A 15,683-nucleotide genomic window follows, 5' to 3' on the forward strand; every position below is an offset into this window, starting at 1 on the left:
CGGAGCGGGACGGCGACGAGCCGCCACCGCTGCGACAACGCGCGACGCGGCGACACGGGCAGTCCCCAAACCGGCCGTGTCCGACGCCGCCGCGGGAACGACGGTCCGGCGGTCGACGAAAGTCGCACACCCTCGCGACGAAGGCCCGGCACACCTCGACGGACGACCGCAGCGCGGATCGGCCGAGCACGGTGCACTGGGCCGGCGACCACGACGAGGGGGCCACCATGACGACCGTCCTGCCGCCCCTACAGGTCGGCTCACAGGTGCCGCGGCTCGCCCGGTGGCCGGTCGGCCTGGTCACGGCCGTCGTCGCCACGGTCCACCTCGTCTCCGGTTCGGTCGGCCGCGGCTACTGGTTCGACGAGGCGCTGATGCTGGCGATCGGCCGCCACCACCTGGACTGGGGTTCCGCCGACCAGCCGCCGCTCGCACCGGCGATCGCGTGGCTCGCCGACACGGTCGCACCGGGATCGATCGCGGTGCTGCGGATCGTCCCGTCGCTGGCGACCGCCGGCGCCGTGCTCGTCGCCGCGCTGATCGCCCGGGAGCTCGGCGGCGACCGGCGGGCGCAGACGCTCACCGCGCTCGCCCAGGCCACCGGACTCTGGGCCACGCTCGCCGGGCACTGGCTGACCCCCTACACCCTGGAACCGCTCGGCTGGCTGCTGATCGTCTGGCTGCTGGTGCGCTGGATCCGGCTGCGCGAGGACCGGCTGCTGCTGGTCATCGGCCCGGTACTCGGCCTCGCCGCGCAGACCAAGTTCCAGGTGATCCTCTTCGCTGCGGTGTTGCTGGCCGCGGTACTCGCCATCGGGCCGCGGGGGCTGCTGGGCCGGCCGGCGCTGTGGGTGTCCGCCCTGGTCGGGGCCCTGATAGCCGCACCGACCCTCATCTGGCAGGCGATGCACGGCTGGCCGCAGCTGCAGATGGGGGCCGTCGTCGCCTCCGAGGCCGAGGCGCTGTCCGGGGGCCGCCCCGGGACCGCGCTCGGGCTGCTCTGGCTGGCCGGGCCGGTCGGTCTGGTGCTCGTCGTCGCCGGGCTGGTGTTCGCGGTGGCCGACCGCCGGTTGCGCCCGTACGCGTTCCTGGCACTGACCTTCGTGGCGCTGTGGGCGTTGTTCGTGATCACCGCCGGGCGGCCGTACTACCTCAACGGGCTGCACGGAGCGCTCGCGGCGCTCGGCGCGATCGGGTTCCAGCACCGGCGCGAGACCGGGCACCGGAGGCTCTCCTGGATCGTGTGGCCCGGCGCCGCGCTGTCGGTCGCCGCCGCGGCGGCGATCGTTCCGCTCACCGCGATGCTGTCCGCCCCGGGTGTGCAGAACGGCGTGATCGCCGGCGTCCGGCAGGCCTGGTCGGCGCTGCCGGCCGAGGAACGCTCCCGGACCGTCGTCATCTCCGGCTCCTACATCTGGGCCGCCTACCTGGACACCGCACCACCGGGAACCGAGCTTCCCCCGGTGCACAGCGGCAACCGCAGCTACGGCTACTTCGGGCCCCCGCCCGACGACCGCGACGTCGTGATCTTCGTGGGGCTGGATCCGGCGCAGCTGGCCCCGGTCGTCACCGGCCTGCAGCTGGCCGGAACGTCCGGGTCGGGTGACACCCTGCTCCCGCCGGGCGCCGAGGCAGGGGCCCCGGTGTGGACCGGTGGGACCGCGCAACGGCCGTGGTCCGAGGTCTGGCCCGAGCTGCGGACGCTCCACGTGGGCTGACCGGCACGCGGGTAGCGTCGGCGCCGTGCCCGAGGGAGACACCGTCTACCTGGCCGGCAGGCGGCTGCACGCCGCGCTGGCCTCGCACCGGCTCGTCAGCGGGGAGCTCCGGCACCCGAGGCTGGTGCAGCACGACCTGGCCGGGCTGACCGTCACCGGCGTCGGATCCGTCGGCAAGCACCTGTTCACCCGGTTCGACGACGGCCGCAGCCTGCACAGCCACTTCCGGATGGACGGGGCCTGGCACCTCTACCGGCCCGCCGCGCGATGGCACCGGCCCGCGCACGAGGCACGCGCCGTCCTGGAGACCGCGGACCGGGTGGCCGTCGGGTTCGCCCTGCACGACCTGGAACTGCTGCTCACCGCCGAGGAGCACGCCCTCGTCGGACACCTCGGACCGGATCTCCTCGATCCCGACTGGGGTGAGGCACACGCGGCCGAGGCACTGCGCCGGATGTCCGCCCGGAGCGCCCACGAGCTCGGCCTCGTGCTGCTGGAGCAGCGGGTCATGGCCGGGCTGGGGAACCTCTACCGCAACGACATCTGTTTCCTGCTCGGGCTGACGCCGTGGGTGCCGGTGCGCGAGGTCCCGGACCTGCCGGGCGTGATCGCCCTGGCCCACCGGCTGCTCTCGTCCAACAAGGACCGTCCGGAGCAGACGACGACGGGGTCGCTCGCCGCGGGCGAGGCACACTGGGTGTTCGAACGTGCGGGACGGCCGTGCCGGCGCTGCGGGACCCGGATCCGGACCGCGGACCAGGGTGAACCGCCCTACGCCCGCGTCACCTACTGGTGTCCACGCTGCCAGCGGGGCCCCGCGCCCCGCCCGGTCCGTCGCCACACCGGCCCGCGCCGCGGCGTGCCCGGCCGCTGAACCCGCACTCACGCGCCCACCTCACACCCCTTGCCTCGACTTCACACCTGTTGCAGACGGTGTGAGGTCGAGGCAAGGGGTGTGAGGCGGGGCGAGGTCGGGGGCGACGGTGAGGCACGAGGTGCGAGGTCCGGGCGCGGGGGCGAGGCCGGGGGGTGAGGCGCGAGGCGCGAGTCCGGGCGACGGCCCGGCCTCGGACACGACGACGCCGCCGGAGCTGAGCTCCGGCGGCGTCGATCGGTGCTGGACCGGCTCAGGCGGTGCCGGGCTGCTGCTGGTTCTGCTGCGTCGGCTGCTGGGCCGGCGCCGGCGAGGACGGCAGCTGCTGGGTGCTCTGCTCACCCTGGCCGACCTGCGGGGCCTGCTGCCCACCGGCGATCGGGGTCCCGGACATCGACGCCCGGATCTGGTCCAGGCGCGACGAGCCGGCCATGTCGGTGGTCGACTGCTGGACCTCGAGCATCCGGCCCTGCACGGAGTTCTGCGCGAGATCGGCCGAACCGAGCGCGTTGGCGTACCGCTTCTCGATCTTGTCGCGAACCTCGTCCAGGGACGGGGCGTTGCGCGGCGCGGACAGCTCGCTCATCTGCTGCAGCGACTTCGCGGCCTGTTCCTGCATCTTGGCCTGCTCGAGCTGGCTGAGCAGCTTGGTCCGCTCGGCGATCTTCTGCTGCAGCACCATCGAGTTCCGCTCGACGGCCTGCTTGGCCTGCTCGGCGGCACCGATGGACTGGTCGTGCAGCGTCTTGAGGTCCTCGACGCCCTGCTCCGCCGTCACGAGCTGGGTCGCGAACATCTGGGCGGACTGCTCGTACTGCTGGGCCTTCTGCTCGTCGCCCTGTGACCGGGCCTGGTCGGCGAGGACGAGTGCCTGCCTGGCCGAGGACTGCAGCTTCTCGATCTCCCCCAGCTGCCGGTTCAGCTTCATCTCCAGCTGCCGCTGGTTGCCGATCACCGCCGCCGCCTGCTGGGACAGCTGCTGGTGCTGGCGTTGGGCGTCTTCGATGGCCTGCTGGATCTGCACCTTCGGGTCCGCGTGCTCGTCCACCTTCGACGAGAACAGGGCCATCAGGTAGCTCCAGGCCTTGGTGAATCCGTTGGCCATCTTTTCCGCCTACCTCCGGTGGGGCTCGCTCACGACGGTGCCCGTTGGTCGAACGGGCGCACCGGGCCCGGCCTGTCCCGCGATCCCCCCGCGGTCGGCGTATGCGCTCCGGCCCTCTCCATCCTGGCATCACTGCCAGTACGCGCGCACCATACCGTGGCGATCCGGAAGAGGATCCGGGGAGCGCCGAAAAGCCGATCAGGCAGCGGAGGCGACCGGGCCGCCGGAGGATGCTGGCGCGGTCACCGGCGAGCCGGGGCGCCCGGCGAGGCGCAGCTCCGCGTGCCGCTGGCCGATCGGGACCAGGACGTCGTCGCGGGTGCGCAGCGCGGCGTCCGTCGCCGACGCCATCTCGACGGCCACCGAGGTCAGCAGGTCGGGAACCGTGACACCCAGTGCCTCACAGATCGAGGCGAGGAGCTCGCTGGAGGGTTCCTTGCGGCCGCGCTCGACCTCGGACAGGTACCCGAGGCTGACCCGCGCCGCACGCGAGATGTCGCGCAGCGTGCGCCGGCGCGCGGTCCGCGCCTGCCGCAGCCCGCTGCCGATCGCTTCACGCAGCAGCATGTGCCCTCCTCGACTCGTCCCACCGGGATCACCGGTACCGGCGCGGACCGGCGAAGGACGCGGCCCGGGCCCGGTGCGAATCACCGTACCGACTTCCGGGCCCCCACCGCGCGGCCGAGCGCCGATCACCGTGTACGCCCACGGCGAACATCTCAACGCGCAGCGGCGCCGATCCAGTCCCGCCGGGCAGCGGTCAGGAACTCGCGCGGACCGCCTTCACCACGTAGTCGACGCCCGTCACCACGGTCAGCACCAGCGCGATCGCCATCGCCGTCCACTGCACGGCCAGGATCGCGACCACGGCGTCCGGGAACAGCAGCGCCAGGGGCAGCAGGAACAGCCCGATCGCGACCGTCTGCGCGACCGTCTTGGCCTTGCCGCCCCGGCTGGCGGGGATGACCCCCCGCCGGATGACGACGAAGCGCAGGACCGTGATCCCGATCTCGCGGCCGAGGATCACGATCGTCACCCACCACGGGACGATGCCGAGCACCGAGAGTCCGATCAGTGCGGCACCGGTGAGGGCCTTGTCGGCGATCGGGTCGGCGAGCGCGCCGAACCAGGTGACGAGGCCGCGGCTGCGGGCCAGCTGGCCGTCGAGCCGGTCGGTCAGTGCGGCGACGGCGAACACGGCGAAGGCGACGAGCCGCCAGAACGTGTCCGTGCCGCCCTCGGTGAACAGCGCGGCGACGAACACCGGCACGAGGAGCAGCCGCAGGCAGGTCAGCGCGTTCGCGATGTTCAGCAGCGGCGCCTGCCCGCCGACCGGGACGGTCCCCCCGGCCGGCTGCGACGAGCTCACCCGCTTCCCGCCAGGACGGCCCCGGCGTCCACTCCGGGCAACACCTCGAGGGCCTCGACGACGAGGTCGACGCCGTCGGTGTCGACGACCCGGCACCGCACGAGGTCACCGGGGCGCAGCGAGGCCGGGTCGGGGCCGCCGTCGTCGGCCGCGACGACGGTGGACTCTCCGTCGGCGTCCGGGCCCTGGTGGGCGGCGCGGCCCACGCAGGTGTGCTCCCCGGTGTCGTCGGCAGTGTCGTCGGCGGTGTCGTCCGCGACCCGCTCGACGAGCACGACGACGTCGCTGCCGATCCGGTCCTCGGCCCGCTGTTCCATCAGCTCGTCGACGAGCGCGGAGATCCGCTCGACCCGCGCGCGGACCTCGGCCGGGTCGACCTTGTCGTCGTAGCCCTCGGCCTCGGTGCCGTCCTCGTCGGAGTAGCCGAAGACACCGACGGCGTCGAGCCGGGCGCCGATCAGGAACTGCTCCAGCTCGACCAGGTCCTCCTCGGTCTCGCCGGGGAATCCGACGATCACGTTGGAGCGGATCCCCGCCTCCGGTGCGAGGTCGCGGATCCGCGAGCACAGGTCGAGGAAGTCGGTGCGCGAGCCGAACCGGCGCATCCGGCGCAGCACGCGGGCACTGGCGTGCTGGAACGACAGGTCGAAGTAGGGGGCGATGCCCGGCGTGCCTGCGATCGCGGCGAGCAGGTCCGGCCGCAGCTCCGCGGGCTGCAGGTAGGACACCCGGATGCGCTCGATGCCGTCGGTCGAGGCCAGCCGGGGCAGCAGGTCGACCAGCGCGCGGGTGCCGCCGGGGAGGTCCTTGCCGTACGACGTCGAGTTCTCGCTGACCAGCACCAGCTCACGTACCCCGTCGGAGGCCAGCCAGGCGGCCTCACCGAGCACGTCGGCCGGTGCGCGGGAGACGAAGCTGCCGCGGAACGCGGGGATCGCGCAGAACGCGCAGCGCCGGTCGCAGCCCGAGGCCAGCTTCAGCGACGCGACCGGCCCTCCGGTCAGCCGGGTGCGCGACACCCCGCCGAGGTCGGGCACCCACTCGTGTCCCGGTACCGAGACGTCCGCGGTCGCCGCGGGCCGCTCCACCGGGGAGATCGGCAGCAGCGTGCGCCGGTCGACCGGGACGTGCGGTTCGGGCGCGTGCCCGCCGAGCACGTCCCCGAGCCGCTCGGCGAGTTCGGGGTAGGCGTCGAAGCCGAGCACGGCGTCGGCCTCCGGCAGGTCGCGCGCCAGGTCGGCGCCGTACCGTTCGGCCAGGCAACCGACGGCGACGACCTTCGCCCCGGCCGGGCGTGCCACGTCGGAGGCGGCGAGCACGGTGTCGATCGAGTCCTTCTTGGCCTGCTCGACGAAGCCGCAGGTGTTGACGAGGATGACGTCGGGAGAACCGTCCTCGGCGTCCACCAGTTCCCACCCGGACCCGGTCAGCCGGCCCGCCATCTCCTCGGAGTCGACCTCGTTACGCGCGCAGCCGAGGGTCAGCAGGGCGGCGCGACGGGGCGCGTTCACGGGGGAAGCCACGGGTCCCAGGGTAAACGGCGGGCAGGTCGGCCCCGGTCGCGGCGTCCGGTGCCCCGGTGGGCGCTAGGCTGAGTGGTCGTGGCCGATCCAGTTCCCGCCGTGCACGTCCGTCGCGCCCGTACCCCGGACGTCCGCCGGATCCGCGAGCTGGTCGACGAGTACGCCGGGCGCGTACTGCTGGCCAAGGAGACGGTGACGCTCTACGAGGCCGTCCCCGAGTTCCTGGTCGCCGAGATCGACGGTCAGGTCGTGGGTTGCGGTGCGCTGCACGTGTTGTGGGAAGACCTCGGCGAGATCCGGACGGTCGCGGTGTCGCCCTCGGTGGTGGGCCGCGGGGTCGGGCACCGGATGGTCGAGGCGTTGATCGAGGGGGCTCGCGAGCTCGGCCTGAAACGGCTGTTCGTGCTGACCTTCGAGAAGCAGTTCTTCGCCCGGCACGGCTTCGCCGAGATCGACGGGACGCCGGTGTCGGCCGAGGTGTTCGCGGCGATGCTGCGCTCCTACGACACGGGCGTCGCCGAGTTCCTGGACCTGGCACACGTGAAGCCGAACACGCTCGGCAACGTGCGGATGCTGCTGACACTCTGAACCGGTGCGGAGCGGGATCGGGGCGTGGCGGTGGCGGACCTCGGCCGCGCTGCGCCCGCTGGTCCCGGAGATCTGGGCGTGGCGGACCGCGGCCGGCCCGCCGGGGACCCATCAGGGAGTGTCGAGCGGGCACCTCACCGTCATCCTCTGCATCGACGGCGACGTGGAGCTGCTGCGCAAGCCCGACCCGGCCCGCGGGCCCGGCCGGTTCATCGCGTCGGCGGCCGGGCTGCACGCCGCACCCGCGGTGATCGCGACCGGGCCGGAGCAGGCGGGGATGCAGCTGGCCCTGACCTGGTGGGGTGCCCGGGTACTGCTCGGCCTGCCGGCCGCCGAGCTGGCCTCCGACGTCGTCGATCTCGCCGACCTGCTCCCGGGTGTGGAGTCGCTGCTGGACCGCCTGCACGCGGCACCGTCGTGGGCCGATCGCTGCGCGCTGCTCGACGCCGCGCTGTGCCGGATCGCCGCGTCGGGATCCGCGGTCGACCGGCCGCCGCCGGAGGTCGGCCGCGCCTGGGACCTGCTGCTCCGCTCCGGCGGGACGATGCGGGTCGCGGACCTGGCCGCGGACGTCGGCTGGTCGGCCCGCCATCTCGGCGAACGGTTGCGGCGGGAGACCGGCCTGAGCACGAAGACCGCCGCCCGGGTGATCAGGTTCGAGCGGGCGTGCACGCTGCTGCGCTCCCCGGGTGCCCCTGCCCTGTCCGAGGTGGCCACGACCTGCGGTTACGCCGACCAGCAGCACCTGGCCAGGGACTTCCGCGACCTCGCAGGCACGACGGCGGGCAACTGGCTGACCGAACGCCCCTGACCCGGCCCGTTCACCCGACGACGGCGCGCACGGCGGCGACGACCGCCCAGACCAGAGCGGCCACGATCACCACCAGCAGACCCACCACCAGCAGGATCGGAGCGAAGGCCAGCACGACGCCCACCAGGATCCGGGCCGCGGTGCCCATCGCCGCGAAGCCGCCGCGCAGCGCGCCCCACAACGGGCTCCGGCCGCGGGCCCATGCGGTGCCCGCGCCCAGCGCGGCGCCCAGACCGACCCCGCCGTCCTCCACCACCCGCTCCAGCGAGGCGGCCAGCTCGTCGACCTTCTCCAGGGCGAGCTCGCTGAACCGGTCGATCAGCGCCGCGAGCAGCCGTCCACCCGCGTCGCGCAGCTGCGCGCCGAGGTCCGGGCCGGCCGGTGTCGCGGTGCTCACCGACGCACCGTCCCCGGGCAGGCCCGGGTGTTCGTCCGTCGTGCCGGCGGGTAGACCGCGCGGGATGCCTTCGGAAGGATGTGTTCGGTGATGGTGCGGGTCGACGACCGGTCGCTGCTGGACCTGCTGCTGCTCGGGGCGGTGCGGGCCGGGCCCGGGGACGGGGCCGCGGTGATGCAGGCGGTGCACGAACGCTCGGGGCGGACCGTCGAGCTGCCGCGGCGTGCCGGGTACCGGGCGCTGCACCGGCTGGAGCGCAACCGGCTCGTGCACCGTCCGGACGGCACCGGGTACCGGCTCACACCGTCCGGTGTGCGGTCGTTGCGGTCCCGCTGCCGCGAGTACGACGAGCAGGTCCGCGCGGTCCGGGCCGTCACCACCGCCCCCGGGGCAGGAGCGGACCGAGCGGACCGAGCTCGAGGTTGAGGTCCTCGGCCGTCAGCCCGAACTGTTCGGTGAGCTCGTCCATCGCCTCCTCGAGGTGCATCAGCGCCGTCCCGAGGTCCTCGACCTGCTCGTCGGCCAGGTCGCCCTGGTCGACCCGGCGCAGCACCTGCCGTTCCATCAGCTGACGCAACAGCTCGACGATCGTGAGTACGAGCTTCATCAGGTCCTTGCGGACCGCGTCCTTATCGATCTCGACGCGGCCCGCATTCTTATCGATCTCGACGCGGCCCGCATTCTTGTCGATATCGACACGGCCCGGCTGCGGCCCGGTCACGACGGCTCCTCCGGCTCGGGCCCCACCGGGGTGATCGAGGTGACCAGGGCCCGCAGCGAGATCCGGATCAGGTCCACCCCGGCCAGTGACACCGTGACGTCCCCGACCAGCACCACCCCTCCGGCGAGCAGCCGATCGAGCAGGTCGACCAGCGCGATCTCGCGGTGTTCGAGCCCGGGCAGCGGTTCGACGGTCCCGGTCATCGGTCCTCCCCCGTCGAGACGAACGAGTACGGCACCCACGGCCCGGTGACCTCGACCGTGAGCAGGTCGGCGCCGCTGTCGGCGAGGGCGGCCCGCCACCGCGCCTCGTCACCGCTCGGGACCAGGTAGGCGCCGTTGAGCACCATCCGGTCGGTCCGGCCGGTCAGCGCCGGGGCGTGCAGGCGGTGCCGGCGGGTGTCGACGGCGAGCGCCGCGGCGGCGTCGTGCAGCCGCTCCGCGGCCTCGTGCGCCACCCCCTCGTCGTCGGCGGCCCGGTCACGTGCCGCTCGCCGGCGGCGCAGGTACTCCGCGCCGGACGCCGCACGGGCCGCCGGTACCTCCTCCCGAGCGTGCTCGGACGCATAGGCCTTCACCCCCCACTCGGCGTGGCCGTGCAGCCGTTCCAGCACCGCGCCGAGTTCCGCCTCGCGCTCCTCGAGCATCGAGTGCACCCGGTCGTCGTCGAGGTAGACGGTGGCCAGGGCCATCGGGGCGAGCGTGGCGAGTCGTCCGAGCTCGTCGACCACGTGGTGGTGGGCGCGTGCCGTCGTGGCGAGCCAGGTGATGTCCTCCAGCCGTTCCTGCAGGACGTCCTGGGTGAAGTCGGTGGACGGCACGGTGCTCACCGCCGCCCACAACCGGTCCCCGCGCACGATCCGCAGCGGCCGGTCGGCGACTCCGGTCAGGCCGGCGGGGAGGTCGGGCGGGGCGCCCTCGCCGGCGGCGTAGAGATAGGTCGGATCGTCGGTCATGGTCACCGCCTCCGCTTCGTGCGTGCGGCCGTGCGCCGTGCCGGTCGCGCGGGCCGCTCCTCGACTTCTTCCGGGTCGTCGTCCCCGTCGTCGGCCCCGGCGGTCTCCTCGGGCTCGAGCTCGGGCTCGTCCGTCTCGTCGCTCTCGTCCGTCTCGGGCTCGGGCTCGTCCGTCTCTTCGATCTCGTCGTCGGGCAGGTCCGCGGTGTCCCGCTCCGACCCGTCCTCGAGCTCGCCGCCGGATGCGGTCGCCTCCAGGCGCTCGATCCGTTCCCGCAGGCGGGCGTTCTCGTCCTCCAGCTCACCGCGGCCCGACGAGAGCGTGGGGTCCCGCTCCCACCAGTCGATGCCCATCTCCTTCGCCCGGTCCACGGACGCCACGATCAACCGGATCTTGATGGTGAGCAGCTCGATGTCGAGCAGGTTCACCTGGATGTCGCCGGCGATGACGATGCCCTTGTCCAGGACGCGTTCCAGGATGTCGGCCAGGTCGGTCCCGGACTGCTGGGTCTCGGGGCGGGCCGAACGTTGGGGGCTCGTGGACCCGGTCCAGCGGACGGTGTCGGCCATGATCCTCCGTCGGTCACGTCGTGCGGGTGGCGTGGCACCAGGCCGCGCCGCCCGCCGACTTAGTCGTCGTCGCCGCGGCCGCGGGGGTACCGGCGGACGCGGCGGTAGGACACGAGCTCGGTATCGGGATCCAGCTCCGCCTCGTAGACGGCGAGGATGTCCGACGAGTCGGGAATCCGTTGGGTCTCGACGACCTCCACGCCGATCAGCCAGCCGTCGTCCTGGCGGGTCACGAAGGTGACGCCCTCCGGCGACTTCCCGGTCATCTCGACGACCTGCTCCACCGCCGCGCGGGCGGCGGAGCGGGCGCCGACCCGGCGGGGGGCGGGCGAGGGTTCCTGCGGCTCGGCGTCGGACTCGTCCGTACGGGGCTCGCCGGTCCCGGTCTCGTCGGGCTCTGGTTCGTCAGGCTCCGGTTCGTCCTGCTCCGGTTCATCGCGCTCTTCTTCGTCCGCTTCGGACTCCTCGTCGAACTCGTCCCGGCCGGGCTCGTCGGAACCGTCCGGCTCGTCCGTCGCAGCTTCCTGGTCGAATTCCTCGGACCCGTTCTCGTCCGGTCGGCGGTCCTCGCTCTGTTCCTCCGGCTCGGGCTCACCGCCGGAGGCTGTGTCGTCGTCGATCTCGTCCGGCGCGGCCTCGTCGGCCGGTTGCGGTTCCTCGGCGGCGCGGTCCCGTCCCCGCCGCGACCGCCCGGCAGCGGCCGAGGGCCGGGAGCCCGCACGACGACGGCGCGGCTGTTCGGTGTCCCCCTCCGCCCGAGCTCGACGCTCTCCACTTCCGGTACGACGCGCGGGCGCCTCAGCCGGGCGGCGACGCCGCGGACGCTCGGCTCCGTCCTCATCGCCGGACTCTCCCTCGACCCGGCGGCGCCGCGGACGCTCAGCACCCTCCTCATCGCGCGACGCCCCCTCGGCCCGGCGACGTCGGGGACGCTCAGCACCCTCCTCGCGGGTCTCCCCCTCAGTCCGACGACGTCGCGGACGCTCAGCGCCCTCGTCGTCGGCATCTCCCTCAGCCCGACGGCGCCGGGGACGCTCAGCGCCGTCGTCGGCGGTCTCTCCCTCAGCCCGTCTGCGCCGGGGGCGCTCGGCACCGTCGTCGCGAGCCTCGCCTGCGGACCGGCGGCGCCGGGGACGCTCGGCGTCGTCCGCACGGGACTTCCCGTCCTCGGTCCGCTCGCTACGCGGTCGTTGCGTGTCGTCCTGCCGATCGGGAGCGCCCTCCCGGCGCCGGGTCCGATCGGCGTCCCGCCGGCTCTTCGGCTCCCCGGCCCGTCGGCGGACCGGCTGGTCCCTGCCATCGCGGTCAGCCACCGGCACCGCCCTCCGGGCCGCCGATGAGCCGGTCCAGCAGGATCTCCTGCTGCTCGTCCCGTTCCTCCTCGGTGATCTCGCCCCGCTCGTAGGCCTGCTCCAGCTCGTCGACCTGACGACGGATCGAGACCGGGTCGTACAGCTTCGCGTGTGCCTGGTCGCGCAGCTGCTCGCCGATCCACACGACGCCGCGCAGCGGCGCGAGCGGTAGGCCGAGCAGACCGGTGAACAGCCCCACCGTCAGCCCTCCTCCCCGTCCGGGGCCTCGGGCAGGAAGTCGTAGGGGGCGACCGGTCCGAGCAGTCGCAGCGCCACCCGGTCCGCCCACTCGTCCCCGAGAGCGTCGACCGCCTGGTCGAAGTCGGAGCGGCGGTCCCGGTGGATCAGCGCGGCGATGTGGACGGCCCCGTCCTCCTCGGCGATCTCCTTGACCGCCAGCGCCACCGCTAACGGCTCCAGAACCGACACGGCGTGCTCGGCGTCGGCCTCCCGGATCTGCTCGGCCTGCTTCGCGATCCCCTCGCCCAGCCGGATCCGCTCGTAGTAGGTGGCGTCCGGCTCCTGCCCGCGCAGGGAAGCGCCGAGCTCGGCCAGCTGCGGGTCCGCCTCGAGGATCGTCCGGACCAGCTCGTCCTGGTCGTAGCGACCGTGCAGGACGTACTGGTGGCAGCCCTCGAGCTGTTCCAGCGCCCACGCGAAGTAGTCGTGGTGCTCGCCGAGCAGCTCGTCCACGACCGCACGGTCGTCGGAGACCACGCCGCCGAACCGCATCGGGAGCACGGTCGCCTCCCGGGCGAGGGTGTTGACGACGGTCTCGTGGGCGATCAGGTCGGCTCGCTTGCCCAGCGGCCGATCCGGCGCGATGTCGCTCACCACCGCGCCCAGCTTCCCGTGGTCGATCACGGCGAGCTCCTTGCCACCGCCGACCGGCTCGAGCCCCTCCGGCAGGTCGGTACCGGCGCCGACGACGGCGTAGACGTAGGTGGCGCTGCCGTCCTCACCGCTCATCGCTTCCGCTCCCGGTTCCCGCTGCGCTCACCGCGCATCTCGTCGACCTTCTCCTTGCCGGCGTCGAGCATGCCCCTGGTCGCGCCCTTCGACTTGCCCTCCGCCACGTTCTCGGTCATGCCCCCGACCAGCTGGCCGAGGTCCTTGCCCCCCTTCTCGTGCAGGTCGAGACGGTTGGTGGCCTCCGCGAACCGGAGATAGGTGTCGACGCTGGCGACGACGATCCGGGCGTCGATCGTGATCAGCTCGATGCCGACCAGCGAGACCTTCACGAACACGTCGATCACCAGTCCCTTCTCCAGGATCAGGTCGATGACCTGCGCGAGGTCGCCCTGCGGCGCTCGGTCGACACGGGCCGGGCCCTGCCGTTGGCTCACGGTCATCCTCGGTCTCCTTCGCGATCGTGGGTCGTCGACGACGGCGGCGCGGGATCAGGCACGAGCGCTCGCCCTCCTCCGCCGACGGCTGCCGGCCGGCCGGTCACCGTCCTCGTCGTCCGAGTCGGCTTCGGACTCGGCATCGGGCTCGGAGTCCTCGTCGTCCGTGACCTCGTCGACCGGTTCGTCCTCGGCGGAGTCGTCCTCGGCCGCTTCCTCCTCGGCGGGCTCGTCCTCGAGGTCACCGGCCTCCTCGTCGCCCTCGGCCTCGATGTCGTCGGAGTCGTCGGCGTCCTCGTCGTCATCGGCGGCATCCGCGTACTCGTCGTCCGCGTACTCGTCCTCGACCTCGTCGGACTCGTCCTCCTCCGGGAGGTCCTCGTCGTCCTCGTACTCGTCGTCGTACTCGCCGTACTCGTCGTAGCCCTCGTCGTCCTCGCTGCGCTCCTCCTCGAGCGCCTCCTCGTGGGTCTTGACGACCTCGCTGTCGCGGATCTCGCCGCGCCAGCCCTCCAGCTCGTCCTGCTCCAGCAACGTCTGGACCATCACGTGCCGCCGGTAGTGCTTGAACTCCAGGCGGGCCCGCCTGCCCACGGCGCGCCAGATGTTCCCGGTCTTCTCGAAGAAGCCCACCGGGTAGTACTCCAGGACGAGCAGGACCTTGGTCAGGTTCGGCGCGAGTTCGTGGAAGGACACGATCCCGTTGACGTACCCCTTTGCGCCCTGGGATCGCCACACGATGTGGGTGTCCGGTATCTGCTCGATGATTGTCGCGTTCCAGGTCCGTTTGGACCAGAGAACCTGCGCCTGCCAATTCGTCTTCTCGTCGGACTCCTGATCGACCGAGTGCACCTTCTTCATGAAGCTCGGGAAGTCCGCGAACTGGGTCCACTGGTCGTAGGCGACCCGGACCGGAACACCGACGTCGAGTTCCTCGACGATGTTCATGAACTTGAACTTGCCGCGACCACCGCCGCCGCTACCGCCGCCGCCCTCGCCGTCACCGTCCTCGGAACCGCCGCCCACACCGACCGCGCCGAGCACCTTGTCCTTGGCCGCGGACAGGCCACCCTTGATCGCACCCGTCACCGGGTTCCCTCCCTCCGCGGCCTCGGCACCGCCGGAGAGCGCGGCCCGCAACCCGGTGCCGCCGTTCTCGGCGACGTCGGTGAGCCGGCCGGTCAACCCCTCGACCTGAGTCAGTGCCGCCTCGACCGCCCGGTCGGTCGCGGCCGTGAGCAACTGCTGCGCGGCGTCCTTGAGCCGGTCGGTCGGGAGCTGGTCGAGCAGCGAACCGCCGTTCTGTCCCGTCTCGGTTTCCGTCTCAGCCATCGCTGCGTGCCTCCGAACGTCCGCTTCCGCCACGTCCTGCGGTCCGGCTTCCGGACGACGAGGAACGGCGGCTCGACGAGGTGGTACTCGAGGACTTCTTCTTCGTCGTCCCGGTACCCGACGACTGCGCGGACGAGCCCGAGCGCGTGGTGCCGCTCGTGCCCGAACGCGTGCCGCCGCGCCCCTTGGAGGTGCTCCCACCTGCGGAGTCGGCGGACTTCGAGCTGCTACCGGACCGGCTCTTGCCGGAGCTCGCGGTGCTCCGGTCACCAGTGGACTCCTCCTCGGTGCCGCCGTCGTCCGCAGAGGACGACCGGCGGGCCCGGGATGTCGCCGCCCGGCCGGCGGCCCGGGTGGCGGTTCCGGCCGCCTTCCCCGTACGCCGGGTCGCGGTGCCCGCCGCACCACCGCCCGCGGACTCCACCGCGTCACCGGCCGTGTCGGTCACGCCCTCGGCGGCCTCACCGACCCCCTCGGCGGCGGCGCCGGCCGTGTCCCCGGCCTTCTCGACCCCGACACCCGCCGCGTCACCGGCCGTGTCGGCGACCTGCTCGACGGGCTTGCCGAGGTTCTCCACGCGGTCCACGAGCGAGCTCGTCAGCGACTCCAGCCGGTTTCCGGCGGCGGCCACCGCGGCCTGCTTGCCGGCCTCCATCAGCCGGCCCCGCACCGCGTCCGACAACCGGGTCAGCTCGGGTGAGCTCGAGACCAGTTTGGATCCCTGGGCGAGCAGTTCACCCGGGGTCAGCCGAAGCTTCCGACCCGCGAGCGCACCGCCGAGCATGATCGCCAGCTTGGCCTTCTTCGTTCTTCCCAGTACGTAGCCGCCCACGACGGCCATTCCGATCTTGGAGGCGTTACTCATCGTCGTCCGTTCCTCCCGATACGATCGCGCGGCCTCCGGACGAATGCCCGCGTTCTTTCGATGCTCGGCACTGTGACACATCGGGAACGACTTCGCTGACCGCGACAATGTCGATCTACTCGGCCCACGGACATGATCGCCGAATTCCACAGACGACG

At 72.8% G+C, this 15,683-nt stretch carries 20 protein-coding genes; 5 read left to right on the forward strand and 15 right to left on the reverse strand.

Going from position 1 to position 15,683, the window contains the following annotated elements:
- Positions 1–227: 227 nt before the first annotated feature.
- Entirely contained in the window at positions 228–1,718 is a 1,491-nt protein-coding gene (locus JOF36_RS28095; protein ID WP_210032787.1) for a glycosyltransferase family 39 protein, read from the forward strand.
- Between the two features lie 25 nt (positions 1,719–1,743).
- Positions 1,744–2,592: a DNA-formamidopyrimidine glycosylase family protein gene (locus tag JOF36_RS28100; protein WP_210032789.1), complete on the forward strand. Its 849-nt coding sequence runs from the start codon at positions 1,744–1,746 to the stop codon at positions 2,590–2,592.
- A 253-nt stretch (positions 2,593–2,845) separates the two neighbouring features.
- On the opposite strand, the gene JOF36_RS28105 is transcribed toward JOF36_RS28100, so the two are convergent.
- The 4 genes from JOF36_RS28105 to rimO form a co-directional block, all read right to left on the reverse strand.
- Positions 2,846–3,697 carry a PspA/IM30 family protein gene (locus tag JOF36_RS28105; RefSeq protein ID WP_210032791.1) on the reverse strand — a complete coding sequence of 284 codons (852 nt, stop codon included), beginning with the start codon at positions 3,695–3,697 and terminating at the stop codon, positions 2,846–2,848.
- A gap of 198 nt (positions 3,698–3,895) precedes the next feature.
- The gene (locus tag JOF36_RS28110; protein WP_210032793.1) at positions 3,896–4,264 is read right to left on the reverse strand and encodes a helix-turn-helix domain-containing protein; all 369 of its coding nucleotides are present in this window, start codon (positions 4,262–4,264) and stop codon (positions 3,896–3,898) included.
- 193 nt (positions 4,265–4,457) lie between these two features.
- Positions 4,458–5,066 (reverse strand): CDP-diacylglycerol--glycerol-3-phosphate 3-phosphatidyltransferase, encoded by a 609-nt coding sequence (gene pgsA / locus JOF36_RS28115; protein ID WP_210032795.1) that lies wholly within the window; start codon positions 5,064–5,066, stop codon positions 4,458–4,460.
- The gene (gene rimO / locus JOF36_RS28120; protein WP_210032803.1) at positions 5,063–6,589 is read right to left on the reverse strand and encodes a 30S ribosomal protein S12 methylthiotransferase RimO; all 1,527 of its coding nucleotides are present in this window, start codon (positions 6,587–6,589) and stop codon (positions 5,063–5,065) included. Before rimO ends, pgsA begins: the two co-directional genes overlap by 4 nt.
- A gap of 78 nt (positions 6,590–6,667) precedes the next feature.
- On the opposite strand from rimO, the gene JOF36_RS28125 reads away from it, so the two are divergent.
- Together JOF36_RS28125 and JOF36_RS28130 are read left to right on the forward strand one after the other, a co-directional pair.
- Positions 6,668–7,177, forward strand: a complete 510-nt coding sequence (locus JOF36_RS28125) for an amino-acid N-acetyltransferase (RefSeq protein WP_210032806.1) — start codon at positions 6,668–6,670, stop codon at positions 7,175–7,177.
- Positions 7,178–7,181: 4 nt separating this feature from the next.
- The gene (locus JOF36_RS28130; protein ID WP_307862629.1) at positions 7,182–7,988 is read left to right on the forward strand and encodes a helix-turn-helix domain-containing protein; all 807 of its coding nucleotides are present in this window, start codon (positions 7,182–7,184) and stop codon (positions 7,986–7,988) included.
- A 10-nt stretch (positions 7,989–7,998) separates the two neighbouring features.
- Here the strand turns inward: JOF36_RS28130 and JOF36_RS28135 are convergent, their stop codons facing one another.
- Positions 7,999–8,385: a hypothetical protein gene (locus JOF36_RS28135; protein ID WP_210032808.1), complete on the reverse strand. Its 387-nt coding sequence runs from the start codon at positions 8,383–8,385 to the stop codon at positions 7,999–8,001.
- An 87-nt stretch (positions 8,386–8,472) separates the two neighbouring features.
- Between JOF36_RS28135 and JOF36_RS28140 the strand changes: the two genes are divergently transcribed.
- On the forward strand, positions 8,473–8,811 hold the full coding sequence (locus JOF36_RS28140; RefSeq protein WP_210032809.1) for a helix-turn-helix domain-containing protein: 339 nt from the start codon (positions 8,473–8,475) through the stop codon (positions 8,809–8,811).
- Here the strand turns inward: JOF36_RS28140 and JOF36_RS28145 are convergent.
- From JOF36_RS28145 to JOF36_RS28190, 10 genes are all read right to left on the reverse strand, one after another.
- Complete coding sequence (locus JOF36_RS28145) at positions 8,759–8,992, reverse strand: gas vesicle protein K (protein ID WP_210036292.1); 234 nt, start codon at positions 8,990–8,992, stop codon at positions 8,759–8,761. The two genes, JOF36_RS28140 and JOF36_RS28145, sit on opposite strands and share 53 nt — an antisense overlap.
- A 110-nt stretch (positions 8,993–9,102) precedes the next feature.
- Positions 9,103–9,309 (reverse strand): gas vesicle protein, encoded by a 207-nt coding sequence (locus JOF36_RS28150; protein ID WP_210032817.1) that lies wholly within the window; start codon positions 9,307–9,309, stop codon positions 9,103–9,105.
- The gene (locus JOF36_RS28155; protein ID WP_210032819.1) at positions 9,306–10,061 is read right to left on the reverse strand and encodes a GvpL/GvpF family gas vesicle protein; all 756 of its coding nucleotides are present in this window, start codon (positions 10,059–10,061) and stop codon (positions 9,306–9,308) included. Before JOF36_RS28155 ends, JOF36_RS28150 begins: the two co-directional genes overlap by 4 nt.
- 2 nt (positions 10,062–10,063) lie before the next feature.
- A complete protein-coding gene (locus JOF36_RS39490; RefSeq protein WP_210032821.1) occupies positions 10,064–10,630 on the reverse strand; it encodes a gas vesicle protein in 567 nt (188 codons plus the stop codon).
- 59 nt (positions 10,631–10,689) lie between these two features.
- Complete coding sequence (gene gvpO, locus JOF36_RS41095) at positions 10,690–11,943, reverse strand: gas vesicle protein GvpO (protein ID WP_307862630.1); 1,254 nt, start codon at positions 11,941–11,943, stop codon at positions 10,690–10,692.
- Positions 11,936–12,181 carry a gas vesicle protein GvpG gene (locus JOF36_RS28170; protein WP_210032831.1) on the reverse strand — a complete coding sequence of 82 codons (246 nt, stop codon included), beginning with the start codon at positions 12,179–12,181 and terminating at the stop codon, positions 11,936–11,938. The genes gvpO and JOF36_RS28170 overlap by 8 nt, the downstream gene beginning before the upstream one ends.
- A 2-nt stretch (positions 12,182–12,183) precedes the next feature.
- Complete coding sequence (locus tag JOF36_RS28175; RefSeq protein WP_210032834.1) at positions 12,184–12,951, reverse strand: GvpL/GvpF family gas vesicle protein; 768 nt, start codon at positions 12,949–12,951, stop codon at positions 12,184–12,186.
- Positions 12,948–13,334, reverse strand: a complete 387-nt coding sequence (gene gvpJ / locus JOF36_RS28180) for a gas vesicle protein GvpJ (protein WP_210032836.1) — start codon at positions 13,332–13,334, stop codon at positions 12,948–12,950. The genes JOF36_RS28175 and gvpJ overlap by 4 nt, the downstream gene beginning before the upstream one ends.
- A gap of 48 nt (positions 13,335–13,382) precedes the next feature.
- On the reverse strand, positions 13,383–14,660 hold the full coding sequence (locus JOF36_RS28185) for an SRPBCC family protein (RefSeq protein WP_210032838.1): 1,278 nt from the start codon (positions 14,658–14,660) through the stop codon (positions 13,383–13,385).
- Positions 14,653–15,525 (reverse strand): hypothetical protein, encoded by an 873-nt coding sequence (locus JOF36_RS28190; RefSeq protein WP_210032840.1) that lies wholly within the window; start codon positions 15,523–15,525, stop codon positions 14,653–14,655. Before JOF36_RS28190 ends, JOF36_RS28185 begins: the two co-directional genes overlap by 8 nt.
- Between the last annotated feature and the right edge of the window lie 158 nt (positions 15,526–15,683).

This window comes from Pseudonocardia parietis (assembly GCF_017876315.1).
GTDB lineage: Bacteria > Actinomycetota > Actinomycetes > Mycobacteriales > Pseudonocardiaceae > Pseudonocardia > Pseudonocardia parietis.